The organism is Novimethylophilus sp., assembly GCF_036504375.1.
GTDB lineage: Bacteria > Pseudomonadota > Gammaproteobacteria > Burkholderiales > Methylophilaceae > Novimethylophilus.
This window is the reverse complement of the sequence record NZ_DASXVH010000087.1, coordinates 17,846-38,026: the sequence shown is the minus strand read 5'-3', so window position 1 is coordinate 38,026 and position 20,181 is coordinate 17,846. Positions and strand designations below refer to the sequence as shown.

Here is a 20,181-nt window from a genome sequence, read left to right as displayed (position 1 = left end):
CGTTCGCCGTCCTGGTGACGCTGGCCATCGCGTATCTGATCGCCCGCCCCTTGCGCCAGATCGACCATGCGATCCACGACCTCGGCAACGGCAAACTGGCCGTACCGATCGAGATATCCGGCCCGGAAGACCTGAAAAAGCTGGGGCAACGGCTGGATTGGCTGCGGCAACAGCATGCGCAGCTGGAAGAACAGAAAAATCGCTTCCTGCGCGAAGTGTCTCATGAACTCAAGACGCCGTTGACCGCCATCCGCGAAGGCGCGGAACTGCTCAACGAAGGCGTCGGCGGCCATCTTAGCGTCCAGCAGCGCGAAATCGCGACGATATTGCGCGAAAACAGCCTGCGCCTGCAACGCCTGATAGAAAGCCTGCTGAACTACAGCGCCAGCCGTTTCCATGCGGTGCCGGTGAAGACCCGGGTTGCGCTGCACATCCTGGTGCAGCGCGTGCTGGATGACTACTCCTTGCCGGTGTCCACGCGCAAGCTGAACCTGTTTACGGAACTGGAAGAAATATGGCTGCCGGGGGACGAAACACGGCTGATGACGCTTTGCGATAACCTGATCTCCAATGCCACCAAGTTCGCGCCGGTAAATGGCACGCTGAGAATCATCCTGAGCAGGCAGGATGGCCACGCCGTGCTGGAAGTGTTCGACAACGGACCGGGCATTTCTGCAAGGGACCGCCCTTATCTGTTCGAGCCTTTTTACCAGGGCAGCACGCCCCAGGAAGGCCATGTCAAAGGCAGCGGGCTCGGCCTGTCCATTGCCCGGGATTGCGTTCTGGCGCATGGCGGCAACATCGAGATCGTAGACGACCCACTTTGGCAGGGAGCGCATTTTCGCGTTACGCTGCCCATCGCGGCGAGCGCCACCGAGACCAGGGCATAACGGCGGCTGGCTTCCGGCATTGCAATCGCTGCCGGGACAGCGCTATTGTTGCAGCTTGTATTCCATCGTCGGCAGCTGGCATGGGGCATCGAAACTGAAATGGATAAACACATGAGATCGCACAGCTGGATTATTTTTTGCTTAATGCTACTGACGGCCTGCGCCCAGTCGCCGTTGAAGACGCAAACGCAATCTCCGGCCGAGTCCGGCAACGTCAATATGCTGATGAAATTCGCCCAAACCTACTCGGCGATGCCGGCAGAGGCGCAAAAACGGGAATACGGCCAGATCAACGCCAGGCGCAAGAGCGAATACGGCCGCATGCAGATGGTCATGATGGCGGTGCTTCCCGGCAGCCGCTACAAGGACGATGCCCGTGCCGTGGCCTTGCTGGACGAACACCTGAAGGCGCCGGACAGCCGCGACGAAGGCTTGCGCACCCTGGCCGGCGTGATTAAAGCCTTGCTGGCTGCGCAGCCGAAACAGGAAGAAAGCGTGGCGCAACTAATGCAGAAATTGAAAGACGAACAAAAAAGGGCGGATATGCTGCAACACAAACTCGACGAGCTTCTGGCCGTGGAAAAAACCATGTACGACCGTCACGAGGCACAACCGAAATGAGTCCCGCAAGCCCCCAGATCCTGATCGTGGACGACGACCCGGATTTGCTCAAGCTGCTGGCGATGCGCCTGCAGGCCGCAGGCTATACGGTTGCCTCCGCCGCCAGCGGCGAAGCGGCGCTGGCGCTGGTGGCCGCCGCCAAGCCCGGCATGGTCATTACCGATCTGCGCATGGGCAGCATGGACGGGCTCAGCCTGTTCGATGCGCTGCATAAATCCGACCCCGCGCTGCCGGTCATCATCCTGACCGCCCATGGGTCTATCCCGGACGCAGTCGAAGCCACAAGGCGCGGCGTATTCGGCTTCCTGACCAAGCCGTTCGACAGCAAGGAACTGCTGCGACAGGTAGAAGCCGCCACCAGCCTGGCCTCCGGTGCATCGCCGACTGAAGCGCGGGTGGGCAAAAGCGACGAATGGCGGCAGGCTTTCGTTACCCGCAGCCCCATCATGAACGCGCTGCTCGACCAGGCGCATATGGTGGCAGAAAGCGATGCCAGCATCTTCATCCGCGGCGAGAGCGGCACCGGCAAGGAAATGCTGGCGCAAGCCATCCATCGCGCCAGCCCGCGCCGCAGCAAGCCCTTTATCGCCATCAATTGCGGCGCCATTCCCGAGCCTTTGCTGGAATCCGAATTGTTCGGCCATACCCGCGGCGCCTTCACCGGCGCGACGCGCGACCATAAAGGCCTGTGCCAGGCCGCCGAAGGCGGCACGCTGTTTCTGGACGAAATCGGCGACATGCCGCAGCCGTTGCAGGTCAAGCTGTTGCGCGCACTGCAGGAGCGCAAAGTGCGCCCGGTCGGCGCCACCCAGAGCATCGATATCGATGTGCGTATCATTTCGGCGACACATCGGGATATCACCGCGGAGATGAAAGCCGGCAATTTCCGCGAGGACCTCTATTACCGCCTGAACGTGGTGTCATTCGAGATTCCGTCGCTGGCGGAACGCCGCGAGGATATTCCGCTGCTGGCCAGTTATTTCCTTAACCTGCTGTGCGTAAAGTATCACAAGGAAATCAATGGATTCGCCCCGGAGGCGATGGAGCTGCTGCTGGGCGCACCGTGGCCCGGCAACGTACGGCAGCTGCAAAATATCGTCGAGCAGACGGCCGTGCTGTGCACCACCCCGATTATCCCCACCAGCCTGGTGCAAAAGGCGCTGCGCGACGATATCGGCAGCATCGTGCCCTTCGAAGAAGCCCGCCGTCACTTCGAACGCGACTATCTGGCGCGGCTGCTCAAGGTGACCAGCGGTAACGTAACCCAAGCCGCGCGCCTCGCTAAACGTAATCGGACCGAATTTTATAAATTATTGCAACGCCATCAGCTCAACGCTTCGCTGTTCAAGGAAGTTACCGAGTAACCGTCTCCAGATGGAGACACATTTTCCATCGCAGATTCAACAGGTTGAAATTCAAGTGGCAATGACTGTCGCCTCATGGCGACGCATTCGCCATTTCCCGTTCAAGCAGAATCAATATAACTCATTGTATTTAATTGTTTTTAAACTCTGGCACAGCAGTTGCTGTAGTTAGGTAGCAACTTTGCTTTAACGGGAGATAAATCAAATGAGTCAATATTATCGAACCTTGCTTTTTAGCGCCCTGCTGGCCGGGTCCGTGAGCCAGGCTTTTGCCGGCGGGATTTCCACCGATGCGGTCCTGGGCGGCGCCTTGGGCGGCGGCGCCGGTGCCGCGGTAGGCTCGGCCGTCGGCGGCCGCAACGGTGCAATGATAGGCGGTGCCCTTGGGGCGGCCACCGGCGTTGCTATCGCCACGCCGAAAGAAACCCGGGAAGTAAGAGTTGTTTCCTATCGCGGTGACGAGGACGATGACGACGATTGGGATGAGCATCACGACAGGGGCCGGCACCTCGGGCATTACAAGCATCATCATGGACATGATTGACAGGAGCCCCATCATGACGACTTCTCATTTCGGCAGAATGCATCCGCTGATGGCGATCACCGCGGTCAGCCTGACGATATTCAGTCTGCTTGGCATAGGCGCCATTACCGGGCTGGTGACTCCGGCAAAATCGGCGCGCATGGAATCTCTGCACGCAGCGGCGCCTGCTTCTGCGTCCGAGCAAACCATCACCGCGCCTAAAGCACAGCAGGCTGCAAATACCGCCTCACCCAAGAGTCAGGCGGATACCGGAATCCCGCACGAAACACGGCATGCGACAACCGGCACCAGAGCCGCCGCCAAAAGCCACAACGCGGCCCCAGTAGCTACAGCCGACTCCGGCGCCAAAGCCTGTGCCCATTGCGGCGAAGTCGCATCCATCAACCTGGTCAAACATGACGGTGATGCGAGCGGTCTAGGCGCAGTCGCCGGCGGCGTCGCGGGCGGCGTGGTCGGCAACCAGATCGGCAAGGGTAAAGGCAATATCCTGATGACCATACTCGGTGCCGGCGGCGGCGCATATGCCGGGAATACCATCGAGAAAAAGGTCAAAGCGACCACTTCATATGTAGTGAAAGTGCGTATGAACGACGGCAGCACCCGCACCGTCACAATGGCCGACAAGCCCTCCTTCGCCGTCGGCGATCAGGTCAGGGTCATCAACGGCGGACTGTCCGTCATCAGTTAGCAGCAACATTTCCATCCAGAATCTCCTCCCTGTGCTGACCGTACCAACCGCATTCGCGGTTTGTCGGTCAGTTTTTTTATTATCGCTCTGCCTCTGCTGTTACCGCCGTACAACTGCATTGGGTGCTTGACGCATCAACGCGACATACGCTCTACTTCAGGTCAATGTAAAATTACATATGGCATGTGCAAACCGGCGATTGCCGGCAGTCATTCAAGCAAAGGTGAGGCATGAAGCAATATCTGGAGTTTTTGGCGGACATTCGCAATAACGGCGTATTCAAGGGAGACCGCACCGGCACCGGCACCATCTCGCTGTTCGGCAAGCAGCTACGGTTCGATCTGACCGCGGGGTTTCCGCTGGTGACTACCAAAAAACTGCATCTGCGCTCCATCATTCACGAGTTGCTGTGGTTCTTGCAGGGCGAAACCAACATCCGCTACCTGAAGGACAACGGCGTGACCATCTGGGACGAATGGGCCGACGAGAATGGTGACCTGGGGCCGGTCTACGGCTATCAATGGCGTTCCTGGCCGGCTCCCGACGGCAGGCACATCGACCAGATCGCCGAACTGATGACGCAAATCCGGAATAATCCCAACTCGCGGCGTTTGCTGGTAAGCGCCTGGAATGTCGCCGATCTTCCCGACGAGCGCGTTCCGCCGCAGCAAAATGTAAAAAACGGCAAGCAGGCGCTGGCCCCCTGCCATACCTTTTTCCAGTTCTACGTCGCCGAAGGCAGGCTGTCCTGCCACCTTTACATGCGCAGCATGGATACTTTTCTCGGCACGCCGTTCAATATCGCCAGCTACGCATTGCTGACGCACATGATCGCCCAGCAATCCAATCTCGAGGCCGGCGACCTGGTAATCAGCGGCGGCGACCAGCATATCTATTCCAACCATTTCGAGCAGGTGGACCTGCAACTGACGCGCCCCCCTTACTCCTTGCCCAAACTGGTGATCAACCGCAAGCCGGCGTCGATCTTCGATTACCGCTACGAAGATTTCGAGATCGTCGGTTACCAGTGCCATCCCGCCATCAAGGCTCCCATCGCCGTCTAGGGCGTCATGGGCGCCACTACGTTGTCAGCTTTTTTGCATTTGCCAGCTTTTTTGCATTTCTACTGCACTCCTGGTTATCGACAACGCCACCCCACATGCAACTCATGAATCGCGTTTATCGGATGTATTTATTCACCGATCCGTGATAGGAAAAATAATCTCAAAGCGCGTCACTCCATCCGCGGAAAAAGCCTGGATCTTTCCTTGGTGCGCCTCGACGACCGATTTGGTAATCGCAAGACCGAGACCGGCGCCATCGCTGGCCTTCCGGCGTGAAGAATCGACTCGGAAAAAGCGGTCAAATAGGCGGGGTAGATGTTCCGGCTGGATGCTCTCACCCGGATTCTCGAAAGTGAGTCGGATTTTGCCGGACTCCGCCTCCTGCCTGATGATTACCTTGACCGCGCCGTGGCGTGGCGTGTGCCTGATGGCATTTGAGAGCAAATTGCTTAATGCCCGGCGGAGCATGAGCCTGTCACCCCGAACGCTACCTTCTCCGACGAGAACCAGGCTGACGTCTTGTTCCTCGGCGAACGCTTCATAGAACCCGAACAACTCCCGCACTTCAGTAGGCAAATCCACCGTTTCGCTGCTCGGTATGATCAGCCCGTTGTCGGCCTTTGCCAGAAAAAGCATGTCGGCAATCATGCGCGCCAACCGCTCGTATTCCTCCAGGTTCGAATACAGCACTTCACGATATTCATCCGCCGGCCTTTCCTTGGATACAGCCACCTGCGTCTGTGTCATCAGATTGCTGATGGGTGTCCGTAATTCGTGGGCCAGGTCGGACGAGAAATCAGACAAACGCCGGAACGAATCTTCCAGGCGAGCCAGCATTTCGTTGAATGCAATCGCAAGATCGACCAGCTCGGTCGGGACGGTTTCTGGCGATAAGCGGTCGCCCAAATGACTGACCGAAATACCTTTTGCCACATCTGCCATTTCACGGACTGGAGCCAATCCTCGACGTGCGGCAACCCAGCCTAGCACTACGGTTAGCGCAATACCTGCGGCGATTGCCAGCCAGAGGTTATTTCGGAATGCTTTCATGAAGGCGCGGTGGCGCTCGATGTTGATCGCAAGCGCAACGGTGGCCGGCGGCTGGCCGGCAATTCCAGTGGCGGCTACGGCGGAAATGCCGCGGTATGCTTCGCCCCCTTGTTCCCACATCACGAGTCTTGATTTTCCGGATGAGTCTCCATGAGATGGCTGTTCAAGCAGGTGGGTGGCAAATATCGCACTCGACGAAGTGAACAATACGCGACGATCATGCCCGCGGATTGCAACCGAAAGATCCGGATGCCCGATCAATGCATCTGATAGGCTCTGCGGAGCAGTTGCGAGATCGGATGGAGTGTGCACTTTAGCCAATGCATGACGGACTAGTTCCAGCTTGCCGTTGAGCTCCATCAGGTCTTGCTCCTCGAAGTGCGACTCCACCAGAGTTCCGATCAGCGTGCCAACCACGAGAAGCACCAAGGTTGAAACAGTCGAAAAGAATAGCGTGAGACGAGAAGTGATCGACTCGGGGTTCATCGCGACCCCGGAGTTTCCAGCACGTATCCCATGCCCCTGAGAGTTCGGATGAGCTTAGGCTCGAAATCATCGTCGATTTTTGCACGCAAACGACGCATGGCGACCTCGATCACGTTGGTATCGCTATCGAAGTTCATGTCCCATACCTGGGATGCGATCAGCGAACGGGGCAGCACCTCCCCCTGGCGTCTGAGCAGTAACTCAAGCAGAGCGAACTCCTTGGCTGTGAGGTCGATACGTTTTCCCGCTCGCGTCACCCTGCGCCGCAGAAGATCCAGTTCCAGATCAGCGACCTGAAGCAGATCAGGCTCTTTGGTCTTGCCGCGGCGCAACAACGTGCGCACCCGTGCCAGCAATTCCGAAAATGCAAAGGGTTTGACGAGATAATCGTCGGCGCCGAGCTCCAATCCTTTTACCCTGTCCTCGATCTGGTCGCAAGCAGTAAGGAACAGCACGGGCATATGCTTGCCCCCCTGCCGGATCCGCTGGAGTACCTGCCAGCCATCGAGCCCGGGCAGCATGACATCGAGAATGACGAGATCGTAGTCGTCAGTCAGCGCCAGATGTATGCCATCGAGACCGTTGCGCACCAGATCTACCACAAAGCCTGCCTCGGACAGGCCTTGTTTCAGGTAATCGCCGGTTTTCTGCTCGTCTTCGACTATCAGGATTTTCATCTTCTTCTCTCCAGGCATTAATCAGCATACCAATTGTGCCTGCAGTCAGGTCCAGTTTTCCAAGATTACAAACTTGTAATGTTGCTGTCAGCTATTGGTAAAGGGCCTACCATGAAAATGGTATCCGTCAAAAGGGTGCAAGCATCAAGCAATGCATCACCTTCTGGCTGACATCTGTCAGTTTTCGGTTTTTTAATTGAGAAAAGGAGCCTTAACCATGAAACAGCAAACCATCAACAAAATGATCGCCGCCCTTGCCATCTGTAGTATCGGATTCATCTCCGCTTCGGCCATTGCCGGGCAGGATGAATTTCAACGGCAGATGACGCAACGTGTTCTGCAAGCCAAACAGAAACTGCAGCAGGCCGAAGCCGCCAAGGGCGCGGAGCGCCAGAAACTAATGAGCGAGCACATGAAAATGATGCATGAAATCATGGGGAAAATGCAGGCCATGAAACCCAAGGCCGGTATGACCATGCAGGAACATGAAGACTGGATTAATGAACACCAGAAGCTCATGGACGACATGATGGGGCAGATGATGGAAGAGCATCACATGCTGATGGATATGGGCGACATGCAGAAGAACTAGCCAGACAATCGGGCAGGGCAGGATCATGGCCTGCCCGATTCAATCGGAATCATCCCTGCCATATTGAAGCACGGGGCAAATGATGTCTCATATCAATCATCAAGGTAATTTTCATACGGAACATGCCGTCAGCCGCCTTCTTCGCATTGGAGAAACCAACTTTTCCGACGAGGCGTTGCACAACACCGAAAAGCGATTGCTAGGCATCCTACGGCTGGCTCTCGACAAACAGAGCGGAGACCTCGGCATCGCTTACGATTCGGCAGCGGTTTCGTTCGGCCAAGTACTGTCGTTACTTAGACAGTCGGGGATCAGTCCTGTCGATTCGCGATGGTTTCGGTTGAAGGCAGCCTGGTATGACTACACCGATGAATACCAATATCCCGGTACTGCCTTGCAGTACCGCTCGAGAGCGATAATCGGCCATGCCTAAAATCATCCCCAACCTGCACCCGCTACTGGTGCATTTTCCCATTGCACTGATCTCCGTGTCGGCATTCTTCCATGGGGCTGCGATAGCGACGCGGGGCAAAGCCTGCGCAGCCCATTGCGCCATTCTCGCCCATACCACGCTGTGGCTGGGCGCGCTGTCCACGCTGCCCACTGTCTTTTTTGGTTGGCAAGCATTCAACAGCGTGAACCACGACGAGGCCGGCCATGCCGCCATGCTGATTCATCGCGTCTGGGCGCTTGGCACACTGGCGGCACTGACCGCTTTAGCAGGTTGGGATGCCTGGCGCAGCAAGGTAGATGCGATACCCCCGTGGTGGTTTGCGGGCGTAGTGCTCGGGGCCTGGAGCATGGTGGCCACCACGGCATGGCATGGCGGGGAACTGGTTTACCGGCATGGGCTTGGGGTGATGGCGCTGCCAGTCGCGGAAGCTGGCCATGCACACGGTCACGCACATGGCGACACACCCGGCGGCGAGGGCCATACGCATGTGGACGCAATGCCCGAAGATGAGGCTCATAATTCCCAGCATGGGCATACGCACTAAACTTGAACAGGAGAAAACCATGTGGTTGTGGACACGCATTTTCCTTGTGGCGATGTTGTTCAATTCGGCTGCCGCGCTCGCCGGCACCGCCGTTACCGTCTATAAAAGCCCGACCTGTGGCTGTTGCGAGAAATATGTCGATTACTTGAGAAAGAACGGCTTCGCAGTTAAGGCCATAGACCAGAACGACATGAGCGCCATCAAGAAACGCTACGGCGTCACCCGCGTCGCCAGTTGCCATACCGCGCTGGTCAATGGCTATGTAGTCGAGGGCCACGTGCCGGTAAGCGCCATCAATAAGCTGCTCAAGGAAAAGCCTGCCATCGCCGGCATCAGCGTGCCCGGCATGCCGATGAATTCGCCGGGGATGGGCGAGATGAAAAAGGGCACGCTAACGGTTTACCGCATCCCCAAGGCGGGAGAAACCCCTACGGTGTTTTCGGTCGAATGAAGGAGTCAGTCATCATGATCAGGCGAATTTATCTATCTCTTTCAGGGTTGGCTTTGGCGCTCGCCGCAGCGGCATCATCGGCCAACGGCATCGACCAGCATCGCTTGGTGAACGGCATGGACATTTACTACGGGGTGGTACCGGCCGAGGTTGTGGGAAGCCATCCGCAGCAGCATGCCGAAGCCGGCATGCACGGCAAGAACCTTTTATCTGCTGGAACGCATCACCTTGTCGTGACGTTGTACGACAACAAGACTGCGCAGCGGATCAATGATGCGAAGGTCGAAGCCGTGGTGATACCGCTCGGTCTGGCGCATCAGCAGAAGCCGCTCGAACCGATGCAGATCAATGGCACGATGAGCTACGGAAATTACTTCAACATGATAGGTATCGGCCCGTTCCGCATCGAGCTTCAAATCACACGCCCCGGTAAGGGAGGTACAACGAAAACCGAATTCGAGTACCGTTTGCCGGCAAACTGATAACAATGACTGACTGGCGCAGTATGCCGGCCAATGGGAGAAACGATATGACGACACATGAACACGAACATCATCAAGCAGAATCTGGTGTCCCGAAGCAAAAACTAGCCTTGATCGGTTTTCTGATCGTGGCGGGGGTTTTCCTGTTTACCGAGCACCGCGCCCACCTGTTTGGTTTTTTGCCTTTTCTATTGCTGCTGGCCTGTCCCCTGCTGCACCTGTTACATGAAGGGCATGGCAAACACGAAGCAAGCCCAAGCAACGACGACCAAGATAGAAAGGAGTCATAATGAGTGACGCAACCCCGGCCTATGGCCTCTGGTCCCTGGTGATCATCAATTCGCTGATTTTTATCATTTTCGCATTCAGCTTCACCAAGCCTAAAACCTCGCGGGATTGGCGTTCGTTCGGCGCCTTCTCGGCATTCATCGTTGCGCTGTTCACTGAAATGTATGGCTTTCCGCTGACGATTTATCTGTTGCTTCCGTGGCTATCAAAGCAGTTTCCGGGCATCAATTTCTTGTCGCACGATGCGGGACACTTGCTTGAAGTTATCTTCGGTTGGAGCTCCAATCCGCACTTCGGACCGTTCCATATGATGAGCAACATTCTGATATTCGGCGGATTCGTTATGTTGTCCTCGGCATGGCGCGTGCTGTATCAAGCGCAACGCCTACATCAGCTTGCGACTACCGGACTCTATGCGCGTATGCGGCATCCGCAGTATGTCGGCTTTATCCTGATCATGGCTGGCTTTCTGTTGCAGTGGCCTACCCTCATTACATTGGTAATGTTTCCTGTTCTGGTGTTCATGTACCTGCGGCTGGCGAGACGCGAGGGACAGAATGCAGCAGCCGAATTTGGCGAGGAATACCGGCACTATGCCGCCAAAACACTGGCATTCTGGCCAAAATTCAACAAACAAATAGGGCAGCCGACGTAATGTCGCAAAGGATGTTCGGAATGGCCTTTTTCGTCGCTGTGCCCACACACCGAGGGAAGCCCAGCCCGGCAGGTTGTCGCCACTTTTTTCGTCCTCTTGCAGGAGAACTATCGTGACCGAATTGGTACAAGATCCCGTATGCCGCATGCAAGTTCCGGCAGCATCGTTCGCCGCGGAACACGCAGGCATCATATACGCCTTTTGCTCGGTGCAATGCCGCGACCGCTTCCTGGCGAACCCGCATCTTTACATCGGCTTTCCCGGCCGCAAGGCGCCGGCGCAGGAAGGCCTGAAAATCGTCAAATGCCGCAGAATCCGCTTCGCTTACCCACTCGACACAACTCAGGCTAAACGGGTACAGGATGCTTTGACAGGCAAGATGGGCGTTCAGGATGTCCACATCGAGGACGACAAGATGGACATCCAATATGACCTGATACAGGTTACCGAGGAGCAACTCGAGAACGAACTAACGTCTGTCGGGATCGCGCTCGGACAGGGCTGGGCGCATCGCCTTAAATACGCATTCATTCACTTCGAGGAGGAATTTGAAATCGGCAATCTCGAAGTCACGAAAAATAAAAAAGGCGGCCACTAAAGTCTGTCCGGGATGTTTCATAACCGTGTCACGGGGCCCCAACCATTGGGATCGCACGAGCCGATTGAAAAAGGAGTTCAGTGAAATGACAAATCCTGCGGAAATGACTATGCCGCCTGCAATGTCCAGCGCCTGCCTGGCCAGACATCTTCTGCATCGCCTGTTCAAGGATTTCGACGGAAATATTCGCATCTGCCTATGGGACGGCTCCGAAGTGCATCTGGGCCGCGCTCGCCCTGAATTTACACTCACCTTCCGTTGTTCAAAGGCTTTCCAGGCTCTCGTCCTGTCGCGCGATCCGTTGCATCTCGCGGAATCTTATTTTCAAGGGCTCGTCGACGTGGATGGTGACTTTTACAGTGCTCTCAAATTGCGTCATTACCTGGCTTCGTTGCAATTATCCCTGACAGAAAAGGCCCTTCTTGCGGCTAAAGCACTCAGAGTCAAACCAGACAAAACCGTATCAATCGCCGACAGCACGCCGCAGTGGAAAAAAACCATGGACCAGAAGCTGGGAATGAGATCCGGCAAAAAGCTCAATCGCGATGCCATTTCCTTCCATTATGACGTTTCCAACGATTTCTACGCACTGTGGCTGGATGAGCAGATGATCTACTCCTGCGCTTATTACGAGGAAGCCAGCCAAAGCCTGGAGCAAGCGCAACGTAACAAGCTCGATCATATTTGCCGAAAACTGCGGCTCAAACCCGGCGAGCGACTGCTCGACATCGGTTGCGGCTGGGGCGCGCTGATCTGTTGGGCTGCCGAGCATTACGGCGTAAATGCACATGGCATTACGTTAAGCCAAAATCAGTGCAAACATGCCCAACAAACGATCCGGCGCAGCGGACTCGAACACAAAGTTTCCGTAGAACTTCTCGATTACCGCGATCTTAAGGGCGAGGCCAAGTATGACAAACTGGTGAGTGTGGGGATGTTCGAGCACGTCGGTTTGAAAAACCTGCCTGCCTACTTTGCCATTGCCCATCGGCTGCTGAAGCCCGGCGGACTGCTCCTCAACCACGGCATCACCAGCGATGAGGGCGGTTGGAAGAAAACCCTTTCGACCGAATTCATCAATCGCCATGTCTTATCCTGATAGCCAACTCGAGACCGTCAGCACGGTTCAAGGACTTATGGAAGATAGCAACTTTGAGATTCACGACGTCGAAGGTCTCAGGCGGCACTACGCGTTGACGCTGCGCGAGTGGGTGAGACGCCTGGATGAGCGGCGTGAAGAAGCGATGAAATATGTGTCCGAACCCGTCTACCGAATCTGGCGACTGTATATGGCAGCGTGTGCCCTGCAGTTCGAAGAAGGCAATACGGAGATCTACCAAATTCTGGCTTCCAGGCGTGAGCCCTTTTCCAGTCCGGCCCCGCTCACGCGGCGCGATCTTTATCAAAAGCCATGTTAATCAGCGGGCAACACTTACCAGATGCTGGAGGGCTGCCAGGAAGCGCGCGCAAGGTCGATCCGGATCGGCATGAAAGGAACCAGGCACGATGTGTTTTTCTGCAACAGCAAGTTTTATAGCCGGAGCTTCATTGTCCGCACTCGGTGTGGCAACTGTGAAAAAGGCGCAAAGAAAGGCAGAGGTTCCGTTTGCGATGATCCCGCTGCTGTTCGGGGTTCAGCAATTCATCGAGGGAATGCTATGGCTGTCATTCCGCTTCGATGCTCCGTTGCTCAATGTGACCATGACGTATGCGTTTACGCTGTTCTCGCACGTACTGTGGCCAATATTTGTGCCACTTTCCATCGGACTGGTGGAAACCGTGGCCTGGCGCAAAAAGGTGATATCGGCGTTCCAGATCATTGGAATCACGGTCGGCTTGTACCTGCTTTACTTGATCGTCAGATTTCCCGTCACTTCGGAGGTTGATGAACACATTGTGTATGTTTTACCGCATTTTTATAAGGTTCCGGTGATGGCGCTCTATCTTGCGGCCACATGTGTCGTCTCTTTCTTTTCGAGCCACAAGTTGATCAATGTTTTTGGTGTTCTGGCGCTGTTGCTTTTTATGGTGGCTTACTGGTTCTACACCGTCGCCTTTTTTTCCGTATGGTGTTTTTTTGCCGCGATTTTAAGCGCTGTCATTTATCTGCACTTTAGGTTGGGAAAACAGCGCACCCCAGGCTTGATGCCGAGCCGTGCGTAAGGTACCGAAAAGTAATGTAAGTAGTGAGTGCAGGTTTTGAAGTAAACGTGAATGAGGAGACAGATATGGACTGGTTAGTGCAAAACTGGGTGTGGGTGCTGGTGTTCGCGGCGTTCATCGGGATGCATCTGTTCGGACACGGAGGTCATGGGGGCCACGGCGGTCACGGCGGCGGCTGTGGCGGGGGCGAGCAACGCCCAACGGACGGAGAACAACCGGGCAAGGATCGGCCGCAAGGCCATCATCACTAAAAGGAGAGACGATCATGCTGAATATCAAACTCGTTTCCTGGGCATTGGGGTTGTGGAGCGCGGTTACGTTTGTCGTATGCGTGATCTACGGCCTGGTCACGCCACAAACGCTGCACATGCATGCGCTCCTCGAACAGGTGCTGCCGGCGTTCAAGTGGCTTACCTGGCGGGGGTTTCTGCTGGGGCTGATCGAGAGCTTTCTGTATGGCGTGTATGCCGGGCTGGTGTATGTGCCGATATACAACTTTCTCAAGCGGCGCTGGGGCAACGGCCAGCCGTAGCTGCGTGAGGCCCCGGGGGATGCCGGGCCGCCGGTAATACCAGGTTGTAGTGCGGAAGAGCTTGTGCCGGCTCCGGATTGGTTGCCCCCGGAGCCGACGGTACCCAAAGAGCGTGGCAACCATTGGCATGATGATAGGGAGATGGAACATGGCGATCGATCCAGTATGCAAGATGAACGTGGAACCGGTGAAGGCAGCGGCAAAAGCAGAACATGCCGGGCAGGTGTACTACTTCTGCTCGGATACTTGCCACAAGACATTTGTCGCCGAACCGGGGAAGTACACAAGCGGTGCAGCACCGGCCGACCATTCGTGTTGCGGTGGACATAAGTAGTTGATGGAAAGTATGGAAAGCAAATAAGCGGCATGGAGCAGACGGAGCTCATCCAGATCGGCGGCGCGGGACCCGCGGGCCTCGCGGCTGCCATCACCCTGGCCAGGGCTGGCCGCCGCGTGCTGGTTCACGAGGCGCAGAGCGAAGTCGGGCACCGTTTCGACGGCGATTTTCAGGGGCTGGAGAATTGGAGCACGCAGCAGGATGCACTCGAGCTGCTGCGGGAAATCGGCATTACCACGGAGTTCGCTACGTCGCCCTGCGACCGCGGTTATGCTTTCGATGCCAGGGGCGAACGCTACGAGGTGGCGGGCAGCAAGACGCTGTTTTACATGGTAGAGCGGGGGCCGGGGCCGGAAACGCTGGACACCGCCCTGCTGGAGCAAGCGCGTGGGCTGGGAGTTGAAGTGCGCTTCAACAGCCGTCTCGACAGCCTGGAGGGTCCCGGCATTCTTGCCGCCGGCCCCAGGGCGGCGGACGCCATCGCCGTTGGCTACCACTTCGAAACCGCCATGGAGGACGGTTTCTGGGTGATTCTCGACGATGAGCTTGCACCGCAGGGTTATGCCTACCTGTTGGTCATGAACGGGCGCGGCACCGTCAAAAGCTGCATGTTCTCCGGCTTCAAGCAGGAACACTTGTATGTCCAGCGCACCGTGGTCGCTTTTCAACGGCTGGTGGGGCTGGAAATGGTGAATCCCCGCCCTCACGGCGGCGCGGGCAACTTTCATATCCCGGCGCGCGCCGTCATCGGCGTGCATCCGGTGGTGGGAGAGGAAGCCGGTTTCCAGGATTTTCTATGGGGCTTCGGCATGCGTTACGCCATCCTCTCCGGGCTGCTGGCGGCGCGCAGCCTGCTGGAAGGCAAGGACTACGACCTGCTTTGGCGGCGTGAATTGTGGCCGCCGATGTGGAGTTCCATGGTCAATCGAGCGATTTTCGCGATGTTGGGCAACAAGGGTTACCGCTGGATTCTGCAGAAAAACCGGGCGCGGAGCTGGGATATGCATCGCGTCTTCCACGGACTCTACCAGCCGTGGCCGATCAAGCGCTTGCTCCTGCCCTGGGCACGTCTGCGTTACCGCTCTCAGCGCCGGGACGAGAGCTGCGACCACGTCAATTGCACCTGCGTGTGGTGTCGCCACGGTGATCATCGCATTGCCGGAACAGAGAAAGCTTGCGGTAGCTGACCCAGGGAGTTAACCCAAGGGAGACGAATGGAGAAGGAAATGAGCAAATTTTCAGAGGGTACGGTGGTAGGTAAGCAACGCTGGGCCGAGCGGCTGTACTCGCTGCGGGTGGACGCCGCAGTGGCGCCGTTCCAGGCTGGTCAGTTCACCAAGCTCGCACTCGATATCAACGGCGAAATGGTCGAGCGTCCCTACTCCTTCATCAGCGCGCCCGGCGACAAGCCCTTGGAATTCTATTTCATCCTGGTGCCGGGTGGGCCGCTCACCCAACGTCTGGCGGCACTCGAAGTGGGAGACGCGGTTTGGGTTTCGGCGCACGCGGCAGGATTTCTCACTCTTTCCGAAGTGCCCGATGCAAAGCACCTGTGGCTGCTCTCGACCGGTACCGGTATCGGGCCGTTCCTTTCCATCCTCAAAACCGAAGCGCCGTGGCAGCGCTTCGACCGCGTAGTGCTGGCGCATGCGGTGCGCCAGGCCGACGAACTTGCCTACGATGAAACTATCCGGGAATTCGCGCAACAGCACAGCGAACAGTTCCGTTTTGTGCCTTTCGTCAGCCGCGCCGAGACGGATTTCGCGTTGCAGGCGCGCATCCCGGAAACCATTGCCGATGGCCGGCTTGAAGCCTGGGCGGGTATCCCGCTTTCTCCTGAAGGTTCGCAGGTGATGCTGTGCGGCAATCCGGACATGCTGCGCGATACGACCGGAATATTGCTCGCGCGTGGCATGAAGAAAAACCGGCGGCACGATCCCGGCCACATCACTGTGGAAAGTTATTGGTAAGTGTACGTAAAAAATAGAATATAAGGATGGGTTATGAAGACAGCTACGATTGAAATCAGCGGCTTACTGTCAGCATTAAGCAGTCGAGGCATAGAGAGACAACTTACCAAATTGCCGGGCCTTCATAAGGCGGAAGTCAATTACGTGGCCGGTAGCGCGACAGTGGCCTATGACGAGACGATCATCGATCTCGAAACCATCAAGCATAAGGTGCATGAGTGCGGCTATCACTGCGCCGGCGAGCAGATGCCAAAGCACTTATGTACGCCGGAGGATCCTGCAATCGCGAGCGCCGGAACCGCGATCCCGCCCATGGCACGCGCGGGCCATGGGCATAAAGTTCGCACTACTCATGGCGAGCATGAAGCGCACGCCGGGCACGGTGGCGAGATGGAAAGCACTGCCCACGAGATGGGGCATAGTGCCGGAATGGATATGCAGGCCATGGCGCGTGACATGCGCAATCGCTTTCTGGTCTGCCTCCTCTTCACCGTGCCAATCTTCACCTATTCGCCTATGGGGAGAATATTCACACCGCCAGCGCCGCCGATTGGCCTGGAATTGAATCAATGGCTGTTTCTACTGGCCACTTTGGCAGTGGTCTATCCGAGTTGGCCGTTTTTCGTCGCCGCCTGGCGTGCGCTCAAGAACGGTGTGCTTAACATGGCGGTGCTGGTCGTCTTGAGTGTTGGCACCGGTTACCTATTCAGCGTCGGTGCCACCTTCCTCTTTGAAGGAGACCAGTTCTTCGAAGCTTCTGCTGTTCTTCTGGTATTCATTCTACTCGGTCACTGGCTGGAAATGCGAGCCCGTGCCGGCGCCTCCGAGGCCATCAAGGCGCTGATGGATCTTGCCCCGGCCAAGGCTTCTGTCATCCGTAACGGTATCGAGGTCGAAGTGCCGACAGCTGAGGTGGTGGCGGGCGACATCGTTGTGATTCGTCCGGGCAATAAGCTCCCGGTTGACGGCACGGTGGATACGGGCGAATCGCTGGTCGACGAATCCATGCTTACCGGGGAATCGATGCCAGTCAAAAAGGGACCAGGCGCCATGGTGATTGGCGCGACGATCAACAAGAGTGGCAGCTTTCGTTACAGGGCGACGAAGGTCGGGGCCGACAGCGCGCTGGCACAGATCGTAAAACTGGTGCAGGAGGCGCAGAACTCGAAAGCACCGGCACAGCTCCTGGCCGACAAGGCCGCGCAATGGCTGGTGATCGCCGCGGTGGTGGTCGGTCTTGCGACTTTTGCTGTGTGGTTCTGGTGGATCGGTCAACCACTGCTATTTGCATTGACGCTAACCATCACAGTCTTTGTGATTGCCTGCCCGGATGCGTTGGGACTCGCCACGCCCATGGCGGTGATGGTGGGTACCGGCCTGGGTGCAATGAACGGCATCTTATTCAAGAATGCCTCTGCGCTTGAAGACGCCACCAAGCTTGACGTCATTGTCTTTGACAAGACTGGAACACTCACTATCGGCCAGCCGGAGGTCGTGGAGACGATGATGGCGGAAGGGGTCACCGAGGATGCGGTGCTGGCCGCCGCCGCCGCAGTTGAGCAGGGATCCGACCATCCGCTGGCACAGGCAATCCTGCGCCGAGCTTCGCACCTAACCGTCACTGCGCCTACGGGTTTCGAAAGCCTTGATGGTATGGGTGCGCGTGCCGAGACTGATGGTGGGACTATATTCCTCGGCAACCGCTTACTGATGGATACACAAAAGCTCGCACTCGGTTTATTGGAGGCCGAGGCCGCTCGCCTGCAGGGTAATGGCCGTACCGTGGTTCACGTGGCTCAGAACGCTCGCGTGGTTGGTCTCATCGCTATCGCCGACGCAGTGAGGCCAACCGCCAAAGCGGCTGTAGCCAAGTTGCGCGAGCGCGGCATCGAAGTGGTAATGCTGACTGGCGACAATGCGGCCACAGCCAGGCGCATCGCTGCGGACTTAGGCATTGACAGCGTATTGGCCGAAGTGCTGCCCGGCCAGAAGGCCGACAAAGTCAAGGAACTTCAGGCGATGGGCAAGAAAGTCGGGATGGTGGGGGATGGTGTCAACGATGCACCGGCGCTGACCCAAGCAAATGTCGGTTTTGCCATCGGTGCCGGAACCGACGTCGCGATGGAAAGCGCCGACGTGGTACTGATGAAGAGCGACCCCTACGACATCGTCGCCGCGATCGAACTGTCGAGCGCAACGCTACGCAAGATGCACCAGAATCTTTGGTGGGCAGTGGGTTACAACGTGATTGCGTTCCCTCTGGCCGCCGGCGTTTTCTATCCGTTCGTGTTGAGCCCCGAAATCGCAGCGCTTTCGATGTCGGGTAGTTCTGCGGTGGTAGCGATCAATGCCTTAATGCTGAAGCGCACCAAGCTGGCAGGCATTCGTCGACCTGACGGGGCGGAAGCGTCCATTGCGTCGCAAGTATCGACATGACCGTCGCCACTCAGCGCTCAGCCGACATGTCCGGGGTCACGATGACCGTACTTATTCTTGCCGTTTTCACTGTATCCGCCGGCTTCGGCATCTTGCTTCCGCTATTGCCTTATCTGGTCGAGCGACTTCTGGGAGAAGGCATGGATGCTGCACAAGTTTCCCGGCACACAGGGTTATTAACCGCCGCCTACACCCTCGCACTTTTTCTGTTTGCTCCCATGTGGGGCCGATTATCCGATCGACACGGTTCTCGTGGCGTGCTGCTTGTTGGGCTATTCGGCTTCGGTATTACCATGCTGTTTTTTTCATTCATCGAGAGCCTCTCCGCAGTTTACGTTGAGCGATTTTTGAGCGGCATGTTCGCCGCTGCGGTGACGCCAGTGGCAACGGCTGTGGTCGGTGATTTCGCCTCGACCGAGGAAACGCGCGCCAGACGGCTTGCGTTTGTCAGCATGAGCGGTATCGCTGGTTTCCTACTCGGGCCTATGCTGGGAGTATTCATCATGCGCCTGGCGGCGGACTTCTTCACCATCACCATGCCAGCGGGTTCGATTGCGATCCCGCTCGCGGCCACCGCACTGCTTGCCTTTCTCGTTACACCTGTTGTCCTGTTCGCCGTGCCGGATAGAGGGGAAGGGAGTCGCCCAAGGAAGACCAAGTACATTTCGGTCAATAAAGCCACATGGCTCGTACCGAAGCTTCTCATCCTGACTTTCATCGTCTCGACCAGCATTGGAGTCTTCGAAGTTGGGCTCGCGCTGCGCGGCAAGCAGGAGCTCGGCTTTACCCCGTATCAGACCGCGCTGATGTTCACCGAGTGCAGCCTGGTCATGTTTGCAATGCAGGCAATCATATTCTCGCCCTGGGTCAAGCCGGACACGACCCGTTGGCTCATCGCCCCTTCGCTGGCCGTGCTGGCGGCCGGAATGTTCCTCGTACCGTGGGTGTGGAATTTTACGTTGATGCTGGCCGTGATCGGCGCGGTCGCAGCCAGTGCCGGCATCCTCTCGCCGATCCTGACCTACTGGATTTCAGCCAAGGCCGGGCACGCGCAAGGTTGGCAGCTCGGCAGACAAACCGCAGCCGCCAGCCTTGGCGTCACGATGGGATCGGTGATGGGCGGGCTCCTCTTTAATGTCGACACCTTGCCGGGCGCTTCCTTCGCCCTGACTGCAGAGCTCCTCGCACTAGGCGTATTGCTAAGCCTCGGGTTGCCTTATTTGCTCGTGCCCCGTAATCTCGTCAGAACCTCGGCACGATAGCGGTTATCCGTATTTCAGTAGCCCTGAATGCAG

At 57.0% G+C, this 20,181-nt stretch carries 26 protein-coding genes; 24 read left to right on the top strand and 2 right to left on the bottom strand.

Going from position 1 to position 20,181, the window contains the following annotated elements:
• The 6 genes from VGK14_RS12860 to VGK14_RS12835 all read left to right on the top strand — a co-directional run.
• Nucleotides 1-890, top strand: an 890-nt coding sequence (locus tag VGK14_RS12860) for a HAMP domain-containing sensor histidine kinase (protein WP_331509489.1), incomplete at its 5' end; no start/stop codon positions are given.
• A 144-nt stretch (nt 891-1,034) separates the two neighbouring features.
• Entirely contained in the window at nt 1,035-1,511 is a 477-nt protein-coding gene (locus VGK14_RS12855; protein ID WP_331509488.1) for a hypothetical protein, read from the top strand.
• Entirely contained in the window at nt 1,508-2,875 is a 1,368-nt protein-coding gene (locus VGK14_RS12850; RefSeq protein ID WP_331509487.1) for a sigma 54-interacting transcriptional regulator, read from the top strand. The genes VGK14_RS12855 and VGK14_RS12850 overlap by 4 nt, the downstream gene beginning before the upstream one ends.
• Before the next feature lie 205 nt (nt 2,876-3,080).
• Complete coding sequence (locus tag VGK14_RS12845) at nt 3,081-3,419, top strand: hypothetical protein (protein ID WP_331509486.1); 339 nt, start codon at nt 3,081-3,083, stop codon at nt 3,417-3,419.
• 13 nt (nt 3,420-3,432) lie between these two features.
• Nucleotides 3,433-4,107: a glycine zipper 2TM domain-containing protein gene (locus tag VGK14_RS12840; RefSeq protein ID WP_331509485.1), complete on the top strand. Its 675-nt coding sequence runs from the start codon at nt 3,433-3,435 to the stop codon at nt 4,105-4,107.
• A gap of 230 nt (nt 4,108-4,337) precedes the next feature.
• Nucleotides 4,338-5,171 (top strand): thymidylate synthase, encoded by an 834-nt coding sequence (locus tag VGK14_RS12835; RefSeq protein ID WP_331509484.1) that lies wholly within the window; start codon nt 4,338-4,340, stop codon nt 5,169-5,171.
• A 132-nt stretch (nt 5,172-5,303) separates the two neighbouring features.
• On the opposite strand, the gene VGK14_RS12830 is transcribed toward VGK14_RS12835, so the two are convergent.
• The gene (locus VGK14_RS12830) at nt 5,304-6,707 is read right to left on the bottom strand and encodes a heavy metal sensor histidine kinase (protein ID WP_331509483.1); all 1,404 of its coding nucleotides are present in this window, start codon (nt 6,705-6,707) and stop codon (nt 5,304-5,306) included.
• On the bottom strand, nt 6,704-7,384 hold the full coding sequence (locus tag VGK14_RS12825; RefSeq protein WP_331509482.1) for a heavy metal response regulator transcription factor: 681 nt from the start codon (nt 7,382-7,384) through the stop codon (nt 6,704-6,706). The genes VGK14_RS12830 and VGK14_RS12825 overlap by 4 nt, the downstream gene beginning before the upstream one ends.
• A gap of 217 nt (nt 7,385-7,601) precedes the next feature.
• Here VGK14_RS12825 and VGK14_RS12820 point away from each other — a divergent pair, with 217 nt between their 5' ends.
• The 18 genes from VGK14_RS12820 (at nt 7,602) to VGK14_RS12740 (ending at nt 20,148) form a co-directional block, all read left to right on the top strand.
• Complete coding sequence (locus VGK14_RS12820) at nt 7,602-7,976, top strand: hypothetical protein (protein WP_331509481.1); 375 nt, start codon at nt 7,602-7,604, stop codon at nt 7,974-7,976.
• A gap of 79 nt (nt 7,977-8,055) precedes the next feature.
• On the top strand, nt 8,056-8,409 hold the full coding sequence (locus tag VGK14_RS12815) for a hypothetical protein (RefSeq protein WP_331509480.1): 354 nt from the start codon (nt 8,056-8,058) through the stop codon (nt 8,407-8,409).
• Complete coding sequence (locus VGK14_RS12810) at nt 8,402-8,974, top strand: DUF2231 domain-containing protein (RefSeq protein WP_331509479.1); 573 nt, start codon at nt 8,402-8,404, stop codon at nt 8,972-8,974. Before VGK14_RS12815 ends, VGK14_RS12810 begins: the two co-directional genes overlap by 8 nt.
• Nucleotides 8,958-9,425, top strand: a complete 468-nt coding sequence (locus tag VGK14_RS12805) for a DUF411 domain-containing protein (protein WP_331509478.1) — start codon at nt 8,958-8,960, stop codon at nt 9,423-9,425. Before VGK14_RS12810 ends, VGK14_RS12805 begins: the two co-directional genes overlap by 17 nt.
• Nucleotides 9,422-9,907 (top strand): hypothetical protein, encoded by a 486-nt coding sequence (locus VGK14_RS12800; RefSeq protein ID WP_331509477.1) that lies wholly within the window; start codon nt 9,422-9,424, stop codon nt 9,905-9,907. Before VGK14_RS12805 ends, VGK14_RS12800 begins: the two co-directional genes overlap by 4 nt.
• A 5-nt stretch (nt 9,908-9,912) precedes the next feature.
• Nucleotides 9,913-10,197, top strand: a complete 285-nt coding sequence (locus VGK14_RS12795) for a DUF2933 domain-containing protein (protein ID WP_414691724.1) — start codon at nt 9,913-9,915, stop codon at nt 10,195-10,197.
• Nucleotides 10,197-10,850: an isoprenylcysteine carboxylmethyltransferase family protein gene (locus VGK14_RS12790; RefSeq protein WP_331509476.1), complete on the top strand. Its 654-nt coding sequence runs from the start codon at nt 10,197-10,199 to the stop codon at nt 10,848-10,850. The genes VGK14_RS12795 and VGK14_RS12790 overlap by 1 nt, the downstream gene beginning before the upstream one ends.
• Before the next feature lie 112 nt (nt 10,851-10,962).
• On the top strand, nt 10,963-11,448 hold the full coding sequence (locus VGK14_RS12785) for a YHS domain-containing protein (protein WP_331509475.1): 486 nt from the start codon (nt 10,963-10,965) through the stop codon (nt 11,446-11,448).
• Between the two features lie 85 nt (nt 11,449-11,533).
• On the top strand, nt 11,534-12,547 hold the full coding sequence (locus tag VGK14_RS12780) for a cyclopropane-fatty-acyl-phospholipid synthase family protein (RefSeq protein ID WP_331509474.1): 1,014 nt from the start codon (nt 11,534-11,536) through the stop codon (nt 12,545-12,547).
• Complete coding sequence (locus VGK14_RS12775) at nt 12,534-12,866, top strand: class I SAM-dependent methyltransferase (RefSeq protein ID WP_331509473.1); 333 nt, start codon at nt 12,534-12,536, stop codon at nt 12,864-12,866. The genes VGK14_RS12780 and VGK14_RS12775 overlap by 14 nt, the downstream gene beginning before the upstream one ends.
• 88 nt (nt 12,867-12,954) lie before the next feature.
• Nucleotides 12,955-13,611 carry a DUF6629 family protein gene (locus tag VGK14_RS12770; protein ID WP_331509472.1) on the top strand — a complete coding sequence of 219 codons (657 nt, stop codon included), beginning with the start codon at nt 12,955-12,957 and terminating at the stop codon, nt 13,609-13,611.
• 65 nt (nt 13,612-13,676) lie between these two features.
• Nucleotides 13,677-13,862 carry a DUF2933 domain-containing protein gene (locus VGK14_RS14680; RefSeq protein WP_414691723.1) on the top strand — a complete coding sequence of 62 codons (186 nt, stop codon included), beginning with the start codon at nt 13,677-13,679 and terminating at the stop codon, nt 13,860-13,862.
• A 14-nt stretch (nt 13,863-13,876) separates the two neighbouring features.
• A complete protein-coding gene (locus VGK14_RS12765) occupies nt 13,877-14,143 on the top strand; it encodes a DUF5676 family membrane protein (RefSeq protein WP_331509471.1) in 267 nt (88 codons plus the stop codon).
• A 148-nt stretch (nt 14,144-14,291) separates the two neighbouring features.
• Nucleotides 14,292-14,477, top strand: a complete 186-nt coding sequence (locus tag VGK14_RS12760; RefSeq protein ID WP_331509470.1) for a YHS domain-containing protein — start codon at nt 14,292-14,294, stop codon at nt 14,475-14,477.
• 32 nt (nt 14,478-14,509) lie between these two features.
• Nucleotides 14,510-15,667 carry an NAD(P)/FAD-dependent oxidoreductase gene (locus VGK14_RS12755; RefSeq protein WP_331509469.1) on the top strand — a complete coding sequence of 386 codons (1,158 nt, stop codon included), beginning with the start codon at nt 14,510-14,512 and terminating at the stop codon, nt 15,665-15,667.
• 39 nt (nt 15,668-15,706) lie between these two features.
• Nucleotides 15,707-16,450 carry a ferredoxin--NADP reductase gene (locus VGK14_RS12750; protein WP_331509468.1) on the top strand — a complete coding sequence of 248 codons (744 nt, stop codon included), beginning with the start codon at nt 15,707-15,709 and terminating at the stop codon, nt 16,448-16,450.
• A 33-nt stretch (nt 16,451-16,483) separates the two neighbouring features.
• Nucleotides 16,484-18,886, top strand: a complete 2,403-nt coding sequence (locus VGK14_RS12745; RefSeq protein WP_331509467.1) for a heavy metal translocating P-type ATPase — start codon at nt 16,484-16,486, stop codon at nt 18,884-18,886.
• Complete coding sequence (locus tag VGK14_RS12740) at nt 18,883-20,148, top strand: MFS transporter (protein ID WP_331509466.1); 1,266 nt, start codon at nt 18,883-18,885, stop codon at nt 20,146-20,148. The genes VGK14_RS12745 and VGK14_RS12740 overlap by 4 nt, the downstream gene beginning before the upstream one ends.
• Nucleotides 20,149-20,181: the final 33 nt, after the last annotated feature.